Source organism: Aquiflexum sp. TKW24L (genome assembly GCF_023502205.1).
Taxonomy (GTDB): domain Bacteria; phylum Bacteroidota; class Bacteroidia; order Cytophagales; family Cyclobacteriaceae; genus Cognataquiflexum.
Genome location: NZ_JAMFLG010000038.1, coordinates 24,590 through 43,135, shown reverse-complemented (window position 1 = coordinate 43,135; position 18,546 = coordinate 24,590). Strand labels below are relative to the sequence as shown.

12 protein-coding genes and 1 tRNA gene are annotated in these 18,546 nt (G+C 39.1%); 8 read left to right on the top strand and 5 right to left on the bottom strand.

What is annotated here, in order from left to right:
- Positions 1-723: 723 nt before the first annotated feature.
- The 5 genes from M3O96_RS18530 to M3O96_RS18510 all read left to right on the top strand — a co-directional run bounded on the left by M3O96_RS18530 (position 724) and on the right by M3O96_RS18510 (position 9,501).
- The gene (locus M3O96_RS18530) at positions 724-1,350 is read left to right on the top strand and encodes an RNA polymerase sigma factor (RefSeq protein WP_249723021.1); all 627 of its coding nucleotides are present in this window, start codon (positions 724-726) and stop codon (positions 1,348-1,350) included.
- A 45-nt stretch (positions 1,351-1,395) separates the two neighbouring features.
- Entirely contained in the window at positions 1,396-2,430 is a 1,035-nt protein-coding gene (locus tag M3O96_RS18525) for a FecR family protein (RefSeq protein WP_249723020.1), read from the top strand.
- A gap of 155 nt (positions 2,431-2,585) precedes the next feature.
- On the top strand, positions 2,586-5,954 hold the full coding sequence (locus tag M3O96_RS18520; RefSeq protein ID WP_249723018.1) for a SusC/RagA family TonB-linked outer membrane protein: 3,369 nt from the start codon (positions 2,586-2,588) through the stop codon (positions 5,952-5,954).
- Between the two features lie 11 nt (positions 5,955-5,965).
- Positions 5,966-7,450 carry a RagB/SusD family nutrient uptake outer membrane protein gene (locus M3O96_RS18515; RefSeq protein ID WP_249723016.1) on the top strand — a complete coding sequence of 495 codons (1,485 nt, stop codon included), beginning with the start codon at positions 5,966-5,968 and terminating at the stop codon, positions 7,448-7,450.
- A gap of 14 nt (positions 7,451-7,464) precedes the next feature.
- On the top strand, positions 7,465-9,501 hold the full coding sequence (locus M3O96_RS18510; protein WP_249723014.1) for an FAD-dependent oxidoreductase: 2,037 nt from the start codon (positions 7,465-7,467) through the stop codon (positions 9,499-9,501).
- Positions 9,502-9,803: 302 nt separating this feature from the next.
- Here M3O96_RS18510 and M3O96_RS18505 read toward each other — a convergent pair whose 3' ends face one another.
- From M3O96_RS18505 to M3O96_RS18495, 3 genes are all read right to left on the bottom strand, one after another.
- Positions 9,804-10,901 carry a type 1 glutamine amidotransferase domain-containing protein gene (locus tag M3O96_RS18505; protein WP_249723012.1) on the bottom strand — a complete coding sequence of 366 codons (1,098 nt, stop codon included), beginning with the start codon at positions 10,899-10,901 and terminating at the stop codon, positions 9,804-9,806.
- Positions 10,902-10,984: 83 nt separating this feature from the next.
- Entirely contained in the window at positions 10,985-12,025 is a 1,041-nt protein-coding gene (locus M3O96_RS18500) for a helix-turn-helix transcriptional regulator (protein ID WP_249723010.1), read from the bottom strand.
- Positions 12,026-13,290: 1,265 nt separating this feature from the next.
- A tRNA-Ser gene (locus M3O96_RS18495) sits at positions 13,291-13,379 on the bottom strand.
- A gap of 703 nt (positions 13,380-14,082) precedes the next feature.
- Here M3O96_RS18495 and M3O96_RS18490 point away from each other — a divergent pair.
- Together M3O96_RS18490 and M3O96_RS18485 are read left to right on the top strand one after the other, a co-directional pair.
- The gene (locus M3O96_RS18490) at positions 14,083-15,390 is read left to right on the top strand and encodes a PAS domain-containing protein (RefSeq protein ID WP_249723009.1); all 1,308 of its coding nucleotides are present in this window, start codon (positions 14,083-14,085) and stop codon (positions 15,388-15,390) included.
- Positions 15,391-15,462: 72 nt separating this feature from the next.
- The gene (locus tag M3O96_RS18485; protein ID WP_249723007.1) at positions 15,463-15,882 is read left to right on the top strand and encodes a LytR/AlgR family response regulator transcription factor; all 420 of its coding nucleotides are present in this window, start codon (positions 15,463-15,465) and stop codon (positions 15,880-15,882) included.
- Positions 15,883-15,896: 14 nt separating this feature from the next.
- On the opposite strand, the gene M3O96_RS18480 is transcribed toward M3O96_RS18485, so the two are convergent.
- Positions 15,897-17,120 (bottom strand): S-adenosylmethionine:tRNA ribosyltransferase-isomerase, encoded by a 1,224-nt coding sequence (locus tag M3O96_RS18480; protein ID WP_249723005.1) that lies wholly within the window; start codon positions 17,118-17,120, stop codon positions 15,897-15,899.
- Between the two features lie 38 nt (positions 17,121-17,158).
- Between M3O96_RS18480 and M3O96_RS18475 the strand changes: the two genes are divergently transcribed.
- Entirely contained in the window at positions 17,159-18,244 is a 1,086-nt protein-coding gene (locus tag M3O96_RS18475) for an o-succinylbenzoate synthase (protein ID WP_249723004.1), read from the top strand.
- Positions 18,245-18,308: 64 nt separating this feature from the next.
- On the opposite strand, the gene M3O96_RS18470 is transcribed toward M3O96_RS18475, so the two are convergent.
- Positions 18,309-18,500, bottom strand: a complete 192-nt coding sequence (locus tag M3O96_RS18470) for a cold-shock protein (protein ID WP_009032438.1) — start codon at positions 18,498-18,500, stop codon at positions 18,309-18,311.
- Positions 18,501-18,546: the final 46 nt, after the last annotated feature.

Genomic DNA, 18,546 nt, shown 5'->3' with positions numbered 1-18,546 from the left:
TAATTATCGGGAACGTTGGAAAACGTCACTCTATCCATGGGCTGCGGTGCATTAAGATTTCGGAAAGTATGGGATTTGGTATAGCACCTTACCCATGGCTACAAATATTTCGCTCCGATGGGGCTTTTGGTCTGTGGGGAAGGAATAGGAGGAGGATTCTCATTCATAGGAGATTCGGGACCGATCCCGATAATTATCGGACCTTAGAAAACGTCATTTTATCTCTGAGCGGCGGCGCATGGAAATTAGTATGAGAATTGTATAAGCACCTTGCACGGGGTAAATAATATTTCAGTCCGCCGCGGCGGACTGTTGGTCTACCCCCTGCCCCCTGAAGGGGGATTTTTGTTTTGAGGAGGATGCTCCCAACCATTTCGGTAATGAGGATTCTCATTCTTAGGGGATTCGGGACCGATCCCGATAATTATCGGGAACCTTAGAAAACGTCATTTTATCCCTGAGCGGCGGCGCATGGAAATTTGTTTGAGTAAAGTATTTTGAGAAGCACCTTGAACGTGGCTACCGATATTTCGCTCCTCCGCGGCGGACTGTTGGTTGAAGGTGGGGCATTTGCACAAATGGAATTATCTAGGTTGAAATAGCGAATATTTCCCTAATAATCTCTGTAGATATTTTTTTTGAAATATTTTCAGAATATAATGGGGTCATATTTAAAGGAAACTTCCTCTTACTATTAGAAACCCGAATAACCACTACACCTTTATGGTCAACAAATCCCAAAAAACCAAAATTTCTTTTGTTGTTCCTTTGACTCATTCTGAATCAACCAAAATCTTTGAAAAAAAATCTGATTTGGAGGTTTGGAATTCTTTTAACAAAGGCGAGGAAGCAGCATTCAATTATATCTACAGGTGCTATACACCCATCCTGTTCAATTTTGGCATGCAGATTACGAGCAATGTTGATTTGGTCAAGGATGGTATCCAAAATCTTTTTATTGACCTGCGGAGGAAAAGAGGGACACTTTCAGAAGTGGTAAGCATCAAATCTTATCTTCTCAAATCATTGCAGCGGGATCTGTTTCGGACTATGAAGAAAGAAAACAGTCAATCCATCCAAAGCATAGAATTACCGGAAAATGCATTTTTGATTGAGGTTTCCCATGAGACTAAAGTAATCCAGATGGAATCCGAAAATGAAATAAATACCCAGTTGAAACAGGCCTTAAACCAACTGACTCCAAAACAGCGGCAAGCGCTCATTTTATTGTATGAGGAGGGTATGAGTTACAAGGAAATCGCAGAAGTCTTGGAATTCAATCAAGTCAAGACTGCAAGAAAGTTGGTCTACAGGGCAATTGAAAGCTTAAAGCAACTCTTGAAAAATTAAAAACCTATTATACCTATTGCATATTTTAAGCATTAATTCTATACAATGAAATTCAAAGATTACGACATAGAGCATTTTCTCACAGACGAATTTTTTATCCAATGGGTAAAAAATCCTGATGAGAATAACCAACATTTTTGGGAAAAATGGATCTCGGAGCATCCTGAAAAACGACAGGTTGTACAAAAGGCAGCGTCTGTCATCCGGTCCATTCAGGCTGAGCAAAACAGCGGGATTTCTGATTCGATGTATGTGGATATGTTTGAGAACATCATCCAGGCAGATGAATGGAACAGAGATCAAACGTATAAGACAAATATATCCAATCCATGGTTTTCAATTTTTTCCATCAGGAAAATAGCAGCCACTGTTGTCATCGGATTTTGTATGTGGATTTCTTATGAAGGCATGATCAAGGGAATAAAGATAGAATCAGAGACCTTAGAAACAATGGTAGTTTCTAAAGCCAACCCTGCAGGCAAAAAGTCCATTTTATTGTTGGCTGATGGGACAAAAATCCATCTGAATGCTGCAAGTAAAATCTCCTACCCGGAGGTATTTGCTGACAACCTCAGATCGGTCAAACTCGAAGGGGAGGCATATTTCGAAGTAGCTAAAGATGGCAGGCCATTCATAGTATCGGTCGGGGACAATGCGATCAATGTGCTTGGAACCTCTTTTAATGTAAAGGAAAATGGAGATGGCCTAGCTGTCGCCTTGGTTGAAGGAAAAGTGAGGGTCAATGACAAACGGGGAAACCAAGTTTTGCTGGATCCCAACGAAATGCTCGTGATAAGAAAGGATGGTAAATTCTATAAATCGGGATTTGACCAAATGGAGATTGCCGGTTGGAAGGAGATGTATCTGGTTTTTAACAAGAGTAGCTTTGAAGAGACCACATCCAAGATAGAAGAATGGTACGGGGTAGAAATCGAAGTGAAAGGAAAAATCAGCAAAGACTGGGTGTATTCGGGACAATACAAAGGTGAAACCCTGGAAAATGTATTGAGAGGAATTAGCCATACCTCGGGATTGAAATATGAATTAACAGGCAAAAAAGTCAAGATAACCAAACCATAAAAACAATGACAGACAAGAAGTTAGATTCAGGATAAAAAGCAAAAGGCAGAAGTAGTTCTGGGGGGAACTGTTTTTCTGCCTTTCCAAGCCTCTCTTCACTTGGTAGCACGGAGAGGCAAGAGTTCAAGTTTTGACCACTTAAACCATTCAATATTATGAAAAAAAATATACAGAGACAACTTATTATGCTCTCCAAAAGACTTCTATATGGATTTATCATTCAGTTGTTTTTCTGCAGTGTATTGATTGCAAATGACAGCAATGCCCAAAGGAAAACCATTGAAAATGTAAAAGTTAAAATCGCGCTGAAAGACAAACCTGTCCGTGCAGCTTTTGATTTAATTGAAACCAATACTGACTTCCGTTTCACATACAATGACAATATGATTGATTTCAATCAGTCTGTGACTATCGTTGATGGTAGTCAATCTGTGTATAAGGTATTGGAAGAAATCTCCAGACAAACCCAGATGAGCTTTGTGCAAGTAAATGATAACATCCATGTGAATGCCAAAAAAAGACGGAAAGATGAGGGAAGCATTCAAATAGTAGAAGGTTATGAGGTCACCGTGAGCGGTAATGTAAAAGATGTCAAAAATGATCCATTGCCTGGGGTTTCCATCATTATCGAAGGTACCTCGATTGGAACTGTCACTGATTTAGATGGGAATTTCGCACTTGAAGTGCCTGAAGGAGGGGTTTTGGTATTTTCCTTTATTGGATTTGAGCGGCAAAGAATAAGAATTGATAACCAGACCAACTTAGATATAGTGTTAAAAGAAGATGCAAGGGCTTTGCAAGAAGTTGTTGTGATTGGATATGGTACCGTAAAAAGGTCTGATTTTACAGGATCCATTGCCCAAGTAAAAGAGGAGGACATCAAAGCCACTCCAATAGTAGCCATAGATAGAGCCTTACAAGGTAGGGCAGCGGGAGTTTCAGTAACACAAAATTCAGCGAGACCGGGTGGCGGAACTACTATAAGAATTAGAGGAACTGGTTCTGTGACTGCCGGTAACGAACCGCTCTATGTCATTGATGGGTATCCGATAGGAGATTTGAATACCATAAACCCTATGGATGTAGAGTCCATCGAAATTTTAAAAGACGCCTCTGCAACTGCAATTTATGGTTCAAGGGGCTCAAATGGGGTAATAATTGTTACCACCAAGCGAGGCAAAGACGGTCAATCTTCCGTAGATTTTGAATCTTATTACGGTGTTCAAAACGTCAGGAGAAAAATTCCGCTATTAAACTCAACAGAATATGCGGAATTTATCAACGAAGCCAGGGTTAATGGTGGAGGCGTACCTTATTTTGATGGATCCTCTGCAGAAAGACCTTTACCGGGAAATGTTCCATACGATACTGACTGGCAGAATGAGGTGTTTCAGGCAGCACCTATTCAAAACTATCAACTTTCCATTTCCGGAGGGAATGAAAGAACGAAATATGCTATTTCTGGAAATTTATTTGATCAACAGGGACTTATTATTAATTCCTTTTTCAAAAGGTATTCTGTAAGGACAAATCTTGATCATAATGTTTCCTCAAAGATTAAAGTAGGACTTTCCCTCCAAGGTGCATTTACAAATGAAAGGATAGCCAGAACAGAAACCGGAGGACAACAAGCAGCCGGAGTAACTGTTGCAGCATTAAATTTTGCCCCTGTTTTTCCAAAGTTTGATGAAAACGGCAATTTCTATAGAAATTTAGGTACGTTAAATGGTCAGCAGGTGGATAATCCGCTTGCTATTGCCAATGATATTTATAACAGGGCTTATGCAACAAGGATTTTTGCTAATTCCTATGCTGATTTTTTAATCACTGATAATTTGACTTTCCGAACTACATGGGGGGCAAATATTTTAAACAATAAAAACAACTTTTATGCAACAAGGCAAACAAATTTAGGATTTTCCTCAAATGGAGATGCTTCAGTTTCTGCCGGTCTTAATGTAAACTGGCTTAATGAAAACACCTTTAATTATTCTAAATCATTTGCTCAAAAACATAATTTCTCTGCACTAGTAGGATTTACACAACAAGGTTTCAATTATGAATTTTTTACTGCCAATGCATCCAATTTCAGCAATGATTTTGCTTTGTACAATAACCTAGGTTCTGGTGCCACTTTAAGAGCGCCAAGTTCGGGCGTCGTTGAGTGGGGATTGATATCATTTCTTGGAAGGGTCAATTATGGCTATGACGACAGGTATCTATTGACTTTTACAGCTAGAACAGATGGTTCATCGAGGTTTGGTCCTAACAGAAAATATGGATTTTTTCCTTCAGGAGCTTTTGCATGGAGAATAATCAATGAAGGCTTCATGAAGTCTCAGCAGATTTTGTCTGACTTCAAACTAAGATCAAGTTATGGGTTATCCGGAAATCAGGAAATCGGTGATTATCAGTTTTTGTCCTCCATAGCGCCAGTTCAGACAGTATTAGGAGGGAATTTAAGGGTAGGAGGAGCGCAAAACAGAGTTGGTAATTTTGATTTAGGTTGGGAAAGAAATGCCCAGTTGAATGTTGGTTTGGATTTCGGTTTTATCAATAATAGAATTCAAATAACTACAGACTATTACAGAAAGGTAACTTCGGACCTATTGATAACGGTAAATATTCCCCAATCGAGTGGATTTAGTACCTCTTTACAAAATATAGGAAAAGTTGAAAATCAAGGTTTTGAATTTGGTATCAACGCACTCGTTATGGATAAAAAGGATTTTCAGTGGTATTCTGATTTTAATATCAGCTTCAACGAAAATAAAATCCTTAATCTCGATGAAAGCCGCAGGGAATTTATAGGGGGAGTTTTCAGCAATGTGGTAGGCTACAATATCACTAGGGTAGGAGAACCATTAGGTGCGTTTTATGGTAGGGTGGTAGAAGGTATTTTCCAGACTCAGGAAGAGGTCAATAATTCCGCCCAGCCTAATGCACGGCCTGGGGATTTTAGGTTCAAAGATTTGAATGATGATGGTGTAATCAATGACCGGGACAGGGAAATTATTGGAAATCCAAATCCCAAATTATTTGGTGGATTAAACAATACTTTGATTTATAAGCAGTTTGAATTGAATGTGTTTATCCAAGGTAGTTATGGAAATGACATTTTGAATTTTCAGAAATTTGAAACACATAATTTAAATGGGCAAAACAATCAATCAAGAGATGTTTTGAACAGATGGACTCCAACCAACACCAATACGGATATCCCAAGGGCAAATTCTCAGGGAGGGCAGCGAATTCTATCCACTTTTCATATTGAGGATGGCTCCTATCTTAGGTTTAAAAATATTTCGTTGGGGTACAATTTACCTTCAAGTTTAATAAACAAACTTTCTATCAAATCAGCGAAGGTTTATGTTGCAGGACAAAATTTGATCACATTGACAAATTACTCTGGATACGATCCTGAAGTCAATTTTTTTGGATCCGGATCCACGAATCAAGGATTGGATTTTGGGGCGTATCCCATGTCAAAAACAATATTGATTGGTCTTAATGTTAAATTTTAACTTGTAATGTTATGAAAACTCGAAATATATTCAATCTATTTATTGTATGCTTAGTGGTGAGTTCATGCCAGTTGGATTTGGATTTGGCTCCACTAGATCAAAGAACTACTGAAACATTTTATAGAACGGAAGGGGATGCAATTGATGCCCTAAATGCAGTTTATAGTGTATTACAACCCATGTATGGGAATCAGTATTCAGCAGAAACTATCCTGACTCCGACCACAGTAGCAGCAGATGACGGTATTCCATTTCTGCAAGGAAACGCAGATAGGATTGCATTATGGAATTATAGATTTGTGCCTGTTAATAGCTGGACATCAGGAATTTGGGCGATCTCCTTTCAGGCGATACAAAGGGCTAATGTTGTAATTGAAAGGGTCCCTCTTATTCAAATGAATATTGAATTAAGAAACAGGCTGGTGGCCGAAGCGAAATTTTTGAGGGCGTTTCATTATTTCAATCTGGTGAGATTTTATGGGGGAGTACCTGTTGTCTTAAAAGAAACCAATACATTATCCGGATTACAAGCTCCTAGAAATAGCAAAGATGAAGTTTATGCGCAAATCTTAAAGGACCTTTCTGAGGCTGAGACAGTGTTACCACGATCATATCCGGCATCTGAGGCGGGAAGAGCGACTATTGGAGCTGCAAAAGGCTTAATGGCAAAGGTATATTTGACCCGGGCAGGAAACAATCAAGGTTCGCAAGACTGGTCCCTAGCAGCTACAAAAGCCAAGGAAGTAATTGATTTGGGTATTTACAGCTTGTATCCTGAATATGCTGATGTATTTCAAGTCAGTAGCCGAGGAGGGCGTGAGAATATTTTTGAAATCACATACGCAAGGGATGTTTTTGGTCAATCTCATTCGACGTACTGGGCACCCCGTGGAGCTCCTATTGTCCCATTTAATGGATTCGGAACGATTCGTGTTTCAAAAAGCCTTTGGGACGAGTTTTTGCCCACTGATAAAAGAAGAAATGTTTCTTTTCTGACTTCTTATGTTAATCCCTCAAATGGTCAGACAGTAGAATTGTCCATCGATAATCCCGATTTTTCAAGAGCTATTTCTTTTTGGAAACTGGCGGATCTTTCAAGTACAGTATTCTCAGGTGGCGCAAAAAGTTTTCCTTATATGAGATATGCCGAGATCTTACTGATCTATGCCGAAGCACTCAATGAATCCGGTGGAGGTCCAAATATTGAAGCATTTAACGCGATTAATGAAGTCAGGACTAGAGCAGGTTTAAATCCACTTACTGGACTTTCCCAAACAGATTTTCGAAATGCCATCCTTAAAGAAAGGAGAATTGAGTTGAGTTTTGAAGGACACCGATGGTTTGATTTGGTCCGAAAAGAGCAATTGATTGCGGCTGTTACAAATGAGTCTAGTTTTGGCCGAAATCCTACAATCGATAACAGACATTTGCTCTTCCCCATTCCCCAAAGAGAAATGGATATTAATCAGGCATTAGAACAAAATTCTGGCTACTAATAAATCCCTGAATCATGATGAAAAAATTAAAGTCATTGATGTTAAAAACATCCAATACAATATTCTTATATATTTTCTTTTGGAATATCACATTTGGGCAGTCTATTGTCCAAAAAGATATCATCATATATGGAGCAACTGCCAGCGGGGTTACAGCCGCTGTCGCAGCTGCCCGCGAAGGTGCATCAGTTTTGTTGATAGAACCTGGAAGAAATGTGGGGGGTATGGTCACAGGAGGACTTTCACATACTGACTATGGTGACAGGACAGTAATTGGAGGGTTGACCACAGAATTCTACCGAAGGATTGCTGAACATTATAATACACATGTCTTCAATTGGAGAGGTCCGGAACCCCACGTTGGCGAAAAAATCCTTAAAGACTGGCTGGATGAATATGGGGTTGAAGTGATGTATGAAAAAAGGGTAATAGCTGTTGAAAAGGAAAATAATAGAATTTCAAAAATCACCCTTTCTGGTAATCATCAGGTGAGTGGTTCTGTATTTATTGATGCCAGTTACGAAGGAGATTTAATGGCCAAGGCGGGTATTTCTTATGTAGTTGGCAGGGAAGGGATCAAAGATTACAATGAATCTTGGGCAGGAAGACAGCCCATCACTTTTACCAGCCACCAAATTGACGCGAGAATAAATCCCTTTTGGGATGATAAGGAGAAGAAGATCTTACCGCTAATTCATCAAAAGCCCATGGTAGGAATTGGAGAGGGGGATGAGGGTGTGCAGTCGTATTGTTTTCGGTTAATCGCCACGGATCGACCGGAAAACATGGTCCCATGGCCCAAACCTGACAATTACGATCCCAAAAACTATGAACTGGTAAGGAGGTATTACAAGGAAAAACCTTCAGCAGGACCCTTGATCGGTTTTTGGCCGACATTGCCCAATGGCAAATCTGATATAAACTCTTCAGTTGGAATATCCACCAATCTTCTCGATGGCTCAAGCTGGTTATATCCGGATGCTGATTATGAAAAAAGAGACAGCATTTGGCAATGGCATAAAGACTATACCCTCGGATTGGCATGGTTTCTCTCCCACGATCCAAGTGTCCCTACTCATGTCAGGGATGCCATGAAAAAGTTTGGTCTATGTAAGGATGAGTATGTAAATAACAACCATTTCCCACATCAACTATATGTCAGGGTGGGAAGAAGGATGAAGGGGGAATATTTTTTGACCCAACATGATTTGATGCAGGATACGGTCAAATATGACGCCATTGGAATGGGATCATATAATATCGATGTTCGCGAAATGCAACGCAGTTATATGGAGATAAGCCGGTTTCCTGACATGAAAGCAGAAACGTACAATGAGGGGTATTTGTCCATTCCGGTGGCGCAATATGAGATACCTTACCGTGCTTTAGTTCCAAAATTTGAAGAATGTGAAAATCTCATTGTTCCGGTCTGCATTTCTGGCAGTGCCATCGCTATTGCCTCGATAAGAATGGAACCCCAATATATGATTATGGGGGAATCTGCCGGAGTGGCTGCAGCAATGGCATTTAAATCAAAGCGGCCGGTCCAACAGATTGATGTTTATGCTTTGCGGGAAAAATTAAAAGGGTATAAACAAATCCTTTCATTGAAGGACAATCCATATGGAAATTGGAATTCCGAAGATGAAATTGTGATAGACAACAACATGAAGGGGTATACTTTTTTTACAGGAGATTGGCAGGAGCAGGAAACGGTTCATGCGGGTCGTTTTGAAATGAATTTCCGATACAATCCAAAAGGAAAGAGTGGAGAATTTATTTATCAGCCTTACTTTTTCAAATCAGGTCAGTATAAGGTATTTACATGGTACCCTTCTTCCAAAGAGTATGAAGCCAATGTCCGTCTTACAGTTCACCATTCCAAAGGTGATGAAAACCTAACAGTTAATCAAAAAACGAATGGAGGTAAATGGGTTAAAATTGGGACTTATTCTTTCGAAAAAGGATTTCAACAAGCCTTAACCATTCATGGCGAAGAGAGTAAATACGTGATAGCTGATGCCGTTAAGTTTGAATTTGTGAAAGATTAGCTTTCTTATTATCTATATTCAGTTTGCTTGATTGGTTGGCTAGTCCAATTATACTGGCGCTAGTTTGTAACTACGCCTTTGTATCGCATTGAATTTGTAATTCACAATATGCCTACCAATATTCTTTTTGCGCGATTGTTTGGCTAGTCCAATTACAAATTGAAAAGGATAAAAGGGTGGAATTACAAATTCCACCCAGTCGTAGCATCCAACGTATGAATACACCCCTGGTGCATCTTTTATATCCTCCCAGAAGGAGATGGATTAAATCATTAACTCTTTTGATTTGAATAATGAAACTGTCAAGAAAGTGACTTTGCATGCCATAACAGCCCAATAATCCCAAACCCTTTTGAAATTTCCCACCGCATCGCTGATACCACTGCGTGCATGGCTATCAGATTTCTGTTGATTAATTCTTTCTCACCAAATTTCAAGTCTTCAATGACTTTTTTGGCACTTTTATAGCCTTGCTTCTCGTAGGCATTTAAAACCAATACCGCATTTTCGGCGTCAGTCTTTTGCCTTTTTTTCGGTTCATAACCTAATTGCTTGATCATAGCTTCAGCTACTCCCCAGGTGGACCAGGGGTTTTGACCTGTGATTAGGTTTCCATCAGCGATGACATTTTCAAGATACATGGCTCCTTCAGAAAACAAAGCACCATTTTCTATCAGCTTATCCTGTAATAGGAATGGGAACAGGTCCCGAGCATCTTTGATTAAGAAAAGTTCTTCCCTGTTTGTAAATGAACTTACCTTGCGGCCTTTTAGAAAAAAAGTGCCATCATTCAATTTTACATTTACCAAGGCAGCAGGGCCATGGCAAATTGCACCAATTACTTTTCCTTTCTCGTGGGATATTTGGATGGCCTGTTGAATAGCTTTCGATTCAGGGAAATCAAACATTGCACCTTTGCCGCCCACAAAGTAGATAGCATCGTATTCCTCTATATTAACGCTATCCATCACGATGGTACTTTTTGCTTTTCGTTGAGCAAGCGGGTCATTTAGAAAGGCATAATCGAAGGCGCCCATATCTTCATCATCGAGTACCATGGGAGGCTCACCTCCTTGTGGACTTGCAATGTCCACTTCAAATCCATTGGCTTCAAACACATAATAGGCTAGGGAAAGCTCTGTAAGTTCGTATCCCGTTTTCTTACCTGTGCTTTCAAAAGATCCCGCACTGGTAACTACGGCTAAAATTTTTCCTCTTTTTAGCACCGGATTTTCTGTCAGATAGGACAGTGAGTTTGGTAATACATTTGGGAGATTTTCAGCTGATGGATCTGGTGGGGCTACCAAGCTCATAATCCACCATCCGAAAGCCACCAACAAAACTATTATTCCTGCCACCCCAATCAGTGACCATTTTACAAATTTATTAGTTCTTGACATGAGTATATTTTTTTCAACAAAGAAAATACGGTCATGACATCTAAACTCCCTAAATGATCATTTCGAAAGAGTAACTGATCATTCTACCGCATGTTGCGAAATGCCAAAGGGGTTAAACTTGTATGTTTTTTGAAGGCGGAATTAAAACTGGAGATGCTATTAAATCCGGATTCCATTGCAATGGCTGATATTGTATAATGCTCAAATTTTGAATCGCGAAGTTGTTTTGAAGCTTCTTCGATGCGGTATTGATTGATATAGGTGTTGAAGTTTTTACCGCTTTTTTGGTTGATTACCATTGATACTATCTGTGGACTCTGTTTTAATTGCTCGCTGAGGGATTTGAGAGTCAGATCCGGATTTTTAAATTTCTTGTCTACTATCATCAAATGCTGAATTCTCGAATAGATTTCATCACCCAGATTCTCCGTAATTTGAGTGGACTTATATTTTTCGTGATCTACTTTGTCAATAAACCGATTTTTGATCACTACATAGCTGAGGGAGTATGCGACAATGGAATAAAGAATAGGGCCAATAATGTAGGGTATGTCTTCATCAAATAGATTTAGAAAATAAACAAACCAAATTGACAATAGACCGATGAAGATTAGCCTAAGCAGTTGAAAATTGGAAGATTGAATGGTAGAAGCTTTTTGAGCTTCTCTGTAACTGTAGATGACATACATGATGTAATGGCCATAGTATATACCATAAGCAAATAGAAAAATCCAGATTGGGTAGGACCTGAGGTGACTTTCTTCAATCCATAAACCAAAAAATAGTCCTAAAAGAGCAGGAAGGAAATGTAGAATATGAGTCTTTCTGATGGTAAATGAGCGCGAGAGTAAGGATTTTGAAAATAGGTAAAATAAAGGGCCGATAAGTAACATGGAACCTAGTCCAATGAAAATGATCTTCACATTAAGGTCAGGAGTAAACTCAAGTAGAACGGATTTGCCAACCCTGAATGACAGAATAATAAGGAGAAAACCGAGAAGCCGATTGGACAAGCTATTTCCTCTATTGTGTAAAAATAGAAAAGCTGCGAGAAAAAGGCCATGAATTACACCCAAACCGCTGATTATAACCAGCGCGATATTACTTGCTGTAAGGTCTTCCATGGAAACTCCTTTGAATTTGTTTGTAAGTTATCAGAAAGGATTTTATTCCGATTTATACTAGTAAAACTACCAATTTACTTTAAAAGAGAAGTTGGAAATTTAAAATGTTTGTTGGGAAAAAATGAGGATGCGTTGTGTTCCTCCTAAAGTATTATCCCTTGTTTGGAGTCGACAAACCGACATGAAATATAATTTTTGAAATAATTTCTATTATGTATCATTTGTGGTAAGGCAAAAAGTGACACAAGAAGGATAGGAGAAGTATTTATCAAATGATTGAAAAAGAAAAAACTATAAAATTCTCCCCCCATTTCGGTAATGAGGATTTTCATTCTAAGAAGATTCGTGACCGAAATTCCAACTCATACCCTTTCAAATCCCCGAGCGGCGGTGCATGGAAATTTATTTGAATATGAGAAGTGAAGTAGCCCCTTGCACGGGGTTATTAATATTCAGCCCACTTCGGGGTTGTTGGTCTACCCCCTGCCCCCTGAAGGGGGATTTTTGTTTTGAGGAGGAGTTTCTAACCATTTCGGTAATGAGGATTTTCATTCTTAGGGGATTCGTGACCGATCCCGAGAATAATCAGGACTGAAAAAACCGCACTTTTAAACCCCGGGCTGCGATGCATGGAGATTAGAGAAAGTAAAGAATTTGGTTTACTACCTTTCCCATGGCTACCCATATTTCGCTCAGCCGCGGCAGACTGTTGGTCGAAAGAGTCAACTTTAGGAGATTTCCCCGTCAGGGAATAGAATGGCGTATCCGCTAAGCGTAGTTTGTAACTACGCTTTCCTATTATATGAATTTGCAATTCATTTTACCAAGAATTACCTTAGGTTTGGGTGTTTGGTTGAATAGTCCAATTGCATCCGACAATTGTCGTGGATGGAAGGATAAAAGGGTGTAATTACATGCCGATAGTTATCGGCATACACCTAGTCGCAGCATCCAACGTTAGACTACACCTAGGTTAGGGAGTTGCAAAAGAAAATCCTGCTCAATCGTTCGTCTTGGTCTTTTTTGTTCTCACTTCGCTTAAGCAAGCTTGGCTCGTAAAAATCAAAAAAGCCCAGCGCGATGCGCTAGGCTTTTACTTTGCAGAGAGTGGGGGATTGACTTCGTCGATCCCGATTGGGGGGAATTGCAAAGAAAAACCTGCTCACTCCGTTCGCCTCGAACTTTTTTGTTCTCACTTCGCGCAAGCAAGCTTGGCTTGTTAAAAAACAAAAAAGCCCAGCGCGATGCGCCAGGCTTTTCATTTGCAGAGAGTGGGGGATTCGAACCCCCGGTACAGAATTACCCGTACGACAGTTTAGCAAACTGCTGGTTTAAGCCACTCACCCAACTCTCTATTTGTTTTAATTTAAGTTTAGCAAACTGCTGTCCCGATAGCAATCGGGATAAGCCACTCACCCAACTCTCTGTTTGTTATTTTCTCAAATCTTGGCTTGGTATTTTGACTTAAGGAATGCAAATATAAAAGATAATTCATTAGATATACAAAACTGAAATACCTTTAAATGGGCACCCATAGTAAATTAGGAAGTTGTGCTGATTAATCCGTTGACTTTCAACCGGAAAAAATATATAATGATTATTCGCATTGATGCCTGTTGGTAAATGCTAAGGTTTAATTAGTGTGGGTAATCGTCAAAAGACCACCTGATGACGGCCTGCTGTCCGCTAAATTTGAACCTAAATCAACAAATAGGAAATAAACCTGAGCACAGTAGTTTCGATCTATTCCATTTAGTGAAATTTTAGAAATCGTGATTTTTATGGATTTATTTTTGGAACGAAACCGGTGCTTGGAAGTAAAATTTTTTCACTTCCATCGAAAATAATTTCTAGGTGTTTTTGTGCGGTTTCTATCATTTAAATTGAAGTTTATTGCTGTAATATTACTTTTTTGGATTTCCTTATAAAGTGTTGATTTTCAGATTTGTAATCTAATTGTTAAATGTGTTTTGGAGAATGTTTATATTGCGGGTCTTTACTGAAGTTTAATTATCTCGCAAATTCATCACCGGATACCTCCGCAGTTTCTAATCCCAATGGTTCAAATCAAAGAAATCAAGGAATTGTTGCCCACTTTCCTCAAAGAAACTACTAGTCTCCTGGTTAGTGTTTTGGATTTGGATGGTGGCGTAATTCATTCCAATTCCAAATTCAGGGAATTCTTTAAGTTGGGGGTTACATTCCAACCTGAATTTTTTGAATTGTTCAATGATTTACAAAGAGAAGAAGTTGAGCCGCTCGTTTTAGAATTGATCGGAAAGCCAAATGATATCATTTATTTTTCCCAAAGTCATTTTAACAGCCTGATCTCTTGGGAGTTTTCAGTTTTAAAAAACAGTGAGGGTGATTTTTTGGGAATTCTTGGGGTGGGCAGCATCAAAAATGAATCTGAGTACCTTTCAAATGAAATAGGCTATAAAGTCAGTGTGGAATCTGATATTTATTTTCAGATGAACAGTGATTGGGAAATCCAGTTTGCCAATAAAATGGCTGAATCATTTTTCGGAACCTCCGGCATTGGACTTATCAACAAGAAAATCTGGCAGGTATTTCCTGACCCTAAGATTTATGAATATGCAATTCAGTTCAAAAAGGCAAAAGAAACGGATTCCATTACGGTCATAGACGATTTTATTTCCGAATCAGGAAAATGGTTTCAGATAATCATTCATCCGAGGCTTGGTTGGATGGATATTTACTTCAAGGATGTGTCTGAAGTTCAGCTTTTGGGTAATGAACTTGGGCGTTTGGAATTGACATTGGATACTATCCTGAATAACTCTGAGCAAAGTTATTATCTCATGAGTCAAGATTTGAGAATCATGAGGTTCAATGACCTCGCCTCAGGCCAAGTAAGACAATACCTCGGCAAAGTCTTAAAGGAAGGGCAAAAATTCCTTCATTTTTTACTGCCGGGTTTGGAAGAAAAGGTTTTAACTCACTTAGAAGATATTATTGCAGGCAGGAACCTGTCATTTGAAGAAACAATTTTTTTGAATGAAACTTTAGAAGCAAGGTTGTTCAAACATGAGTTTTATCCTGTTACCAATCAAAATAAAAAAGTTATCGGCTTTATCTATACCAATAAGGATATCCACGATAGCAAGGCGATGCTTGGTAATCTTGCGGAGCAAAACAATATATTAAAAGAGATTCTTTATTCGCAATCCATCGTCCTTCGTTCTCCACTATCGTCCATTCTTGGCTTGCTTGAATTGATTGATAAAAAGCAATTGGATAAGGAAAACCAAAAATACCTTTCCTACCTCAAAGTTCTAGCCGAAGACCTAGATCAGATCATCAGAAAAAACACCAAAACCATCAACGAAACAGATTCTATCTGATAGCCTGCGTCCATTAAAAACAATTCCTTTAACAAGATGTTATTTCATTGATTGGATCAAATGACATAGGTAATGAAGGAAGTACTCAAAGAAATCAGAAGTGATAAAGACTGGCAGGTCGAAAATGGAAATTCCAACGGAAAAGTTGATAGTTTTCTAATTAAGGATGGGGTTTTCATTCGTAACAAAGGAAATTTAGTGAAAGTGAAATGGGTAGATATTCTTTGGCTAAAAGGGGATGGTAATTATACTACATTAGTTACCCGGACACAGGTCTTTTCTCTCCGAAATATCCTTAAGGAATTTGAATCCGTGCTTCCAATAGAAGAATTTTTCAGGATTCATAAAAGCTACATTGTCCGTCTGGATGAGATCAGAAGTATCAACCCCAGGGAAGTAATGATTGCTAATGATTCTGTCCCTGTAGGAAGGACTTATTTCCAAGATTTGATCAATGGCATCAAAAAACTTGGCTCGGGCGGTACCGATTGAAAATCAAGGAAAACTTAATTTCTCCAAAGCAAACTGCTGTCACCATAGCTCAAAAAACGGTAGTTATTATCCAAAGCTTCTTCATATATTTTTTTCCAATTCCCATTTGTAAATGCTGCTACCAAAAGAATTAAGGTAGAAGAAGGCTGGTGGAAATTAGTAATCAAACCATCACAAACTCTAAATTCATAACCTGGCATGATCAATATTTCTGTTGATCCGGTGATTTCTTTCAGGTTGTTTTCCTGCATGTATGCTATTATTACTCCAAAACCTTCAGTTCTGTCCGGCAGGTTTTCCAAATGGGTATAAGGGTAGAGTTTCGGGATACTAAATACGGATTTACCATTCAATTTCAACATAAGTCCAAACCAATATAGACTTTCTAAAGACCGCATCGAAGTAGTTCCTACAGCGATGATTTTTCCATTTTGGGCAGCAAGATTTTGGATAGTTTCCAAGTCAAAGACCATTTGCTCACTGTGCATAGGATGGGCTGCTACCTGTTCTTCTTTGATGGGCTGAAACGTACCCGCGCTCACATGTAGGGTCAAAAATTCTTTTTTCACCCCTTTTTCTTCCAGATTTTGCAGGACCTCTTCTGTAAAGTGAAGTCCGGCAGTAGGTGCGGCTACCGCACCTTCTTTTCTGGAATAGACAGTCTGATACCTGGATTTGTCTTCTTTTGTTGCTTTTCTATTGAGGTATGGAGGAATGGGAACTTCTCCGGCAGCTTCCACGATGGCCACAAAAGGGATGAAACTGCCAGACCATGTAAACTCGACATGTTTTAGCTCCCTGTCTACCAATCTTGCATTGATGATTTCAGTTTTTCCGTGGATGGATATTTCACCTTGGAGGATTTCATTTTCTCTCCATTTTTTCAATTTTCCGATAAAGGTTTCCCAAATTACCGAGGAGGAATTAAGCATCACCTCGTTGATTACGGTACTTGGATGAAGGGGTTTCAACAGAAAAATCTCGATTTTGGCTCCGGATTCCCGTTGAAATATCAGCCTGGCTGGGATGACTCTTGTATTGTTGAACACCATCATGCTACCTTCAGGAATGAAATCTGGGACATCAAAAAAACGATGGTGGGAAATAATACCGGATTGATATCGTATTAACTTGGAATCAGCCCGGTTTTCAAGTGGGAATTTTGCGATCTTTTCTTCCGGAAGGGTATATTCGTAATCAGATAATTTAATATCCTCAATTGCTGTAAGCTTTGTCATTGGGTGATTTTCAGAACCAAAGCCCAAATATATACCTAATGGAAGGAGTTTTAAAAGATATTCAATTTTCATATCGGTCTCATTTGCTGAAATTCAAGTTTGATGCAGGGACCTCCCGTGGCGTTTTGAAGGATAAAACAACCTATCTCATCAAGGCTGTTTCTTCCCAAGAGCCACATTCGGTTGGTTGGGGAGAAGCAGCACCCTTACAAAAATTAAGTATAGATGATATTCCGGAATTTGAAGAAGTATTGTCAAAAATCTGCAAGCAACTTTCGGGTTCATCTATTTTGGGAAGTGAACAGGGAATACTGGACTGGGTTCAAGCCCAAATTCCCCAACATTATCCAAGCATCCGCTTTGCTTTTGAAACAGCCTTGCTTGACCTTCTGCATGGGGGTAATAAAATGATTTTTGATACTCCTTTTTACAATGCAGGCAGACCACTTCCTATCAATGGACTAATATGGATGGGGGAGAAGGGTTTTATGTTGGATCAGATTGACAAGAAATTGGCTGAAGGGTATTCTTGCATCAAGATGAAAATTGGGGCCATTGATTTTGGACAGGAATGTGAGTTGCTTGCCTATATCAGAAAACAATACAGCGCAGAACAGGTCATCCTGAGGGTAGATGCGAACGGAGCATTTTCTTCTGATGAGGCTTTGGACAAACTGAAAGTTCTGAATGAATTTGAGCTTCACAGCATAGAACAGCCTATCAGGCAATGTCAGATTCCTGAAATGGCAAATCTTTGCAGCTTGAGCCCAATGCCGATTGCTTTGGATGAGGAATTGATAGGTATTTATGACATCGATGAGAAAAAGAAATTGCTTGAACAAATCCAGCCTCAATACATTATCCTCAAACCCACGTTGGTCGGCGGAATAGCATCCAGCAGGGAATGGATAGCTTTGGCAGAATCCCTAGGAATAGGTTGGTGGATGACTTCAGCTTTGGAGAGTAATGTAGGGTTGAATTCGATCGCTCAGTTTACCTCAACTTATGATGTTACCCTTCCTCAAGGATTAGGGACAGGTCAGCTTTATCATAATAATTTTGATTCTCCTTTGATGATAGAGAGAGGAGAGATTAAATATGGTGCGGATAAGTGGAATTTTTAAAGACAAAAAAAAACCCCGATTGCTCGGGGTTGATTTCACTAGATGTCAATGTGTTGTATATAGATTAAACTACCTTTACATTCACTGCATTTAGGCCTTTTCTACCTTCTTTAAGGTCGAAAGTAACTTCGTCATCTTCTCTGATTTCGTCTATCAAACCAGTGATGTGAACGAAATACTCTTTAGAAGACTCATTGTCAACGATAAAACCGAATCCTTTGGACTCATTAAAAAACTTAACTTTTCCTGTGTTCATGATAAATTGTATTGAATTAATATTTTGTCAAATTTAATGATACTTT

What these genes read in the sequence shown, in the direction of transcription:
- M3O96_RS18530 (WP_249723021.1), top strand. Translation starts at nt 724, where the DNA reads ATGGTCAACAAATCCCAAAAAACCAAAATTTCTTTTGTTGTTCCTTTG.
- M3O96_RS18525 (WP_249723020.1), top strand. Translation starts at nt 1,396, where the DNA reads ATGAAATTCAAAGATTACGACATAGAGCATTTTCTCACAGACGAATTT.
- M3O96_RS18520 (WP_249723018.1), top strand. Translation starts at nt 2,586, where the DNA reads ATGAAAAAAAATATACAGAGACAACTTATTATGCTCTCCAAAAGACTT.
- M3O96_RS18515 (WP_249723016.1), top strand. Translation starts at nt 5,966, where the DNA reads ATGAAAACTCGAAATATATTCAATCTATTTATTGTATGCTTAGTGGTG.
- M3O96_RS18510 (WP_249723014.1), top strand. Translation starts at nt 7,465, where the DNA reads ATGATGAAAAAATTAAAGTCATTGATGTTAAAAACATCCAATACAATA.
- M3O96_RS18505 (WP_249723012.1), bottom strand. Translation starts at nt 10,901, where the DNA reads ATGTCAAGAACTAATAAATTTGTAAAATGGTCACTGATTGGGGTGGCA.
- M3O96_RS18500 (WP_249723010.1), bottom strand. Translation starts at nt 12,025, where the DNA reads ATGGAAGACCTTACAGCAAGTAATATCGCGCTGGTTATAATCAGCGGT.
- M3O96_RS18490 (WP_249723009.1), top strand. Translation starts at nt 14,083, where the DNA reads ATGGTTCAAATCAAAGAAATCAAGGAATTGTTGCCCACTTTCCTCAAA.
- M3O96_RS18485 (WP_249723007.1), top strand. Translation starts at nt 15,463, where the DNA reads ATGAAGGAAGTACTCAAAGAAATCAGAAGTGATAAAGACTGGCAGGTC.
- M3O96_RS18480 (WP_249723005.1), bottom strand. Translation starts at nt 17,120, where the DNA reads ATGACAAAGCTTACAGCAATTGAGGATATTAAATTATCTGATTACGAA.
- M3O96_RS18475 (WP_249723004.1), top strand. Translation starts at nt 17,159, where the DNA reads ATGGAAGGAGTTTTAAAAGATATTCAATTTTCATATCGGTCTCATTTG.
- M3O96_RS18470 (WP_009032438.1), bottom strand. Translation starts at nt 18,500, where the DNA reads ATGAACACAGGAAAAGTTAAGTTTTTTAATGAGTCCAAAGGATTCGGT.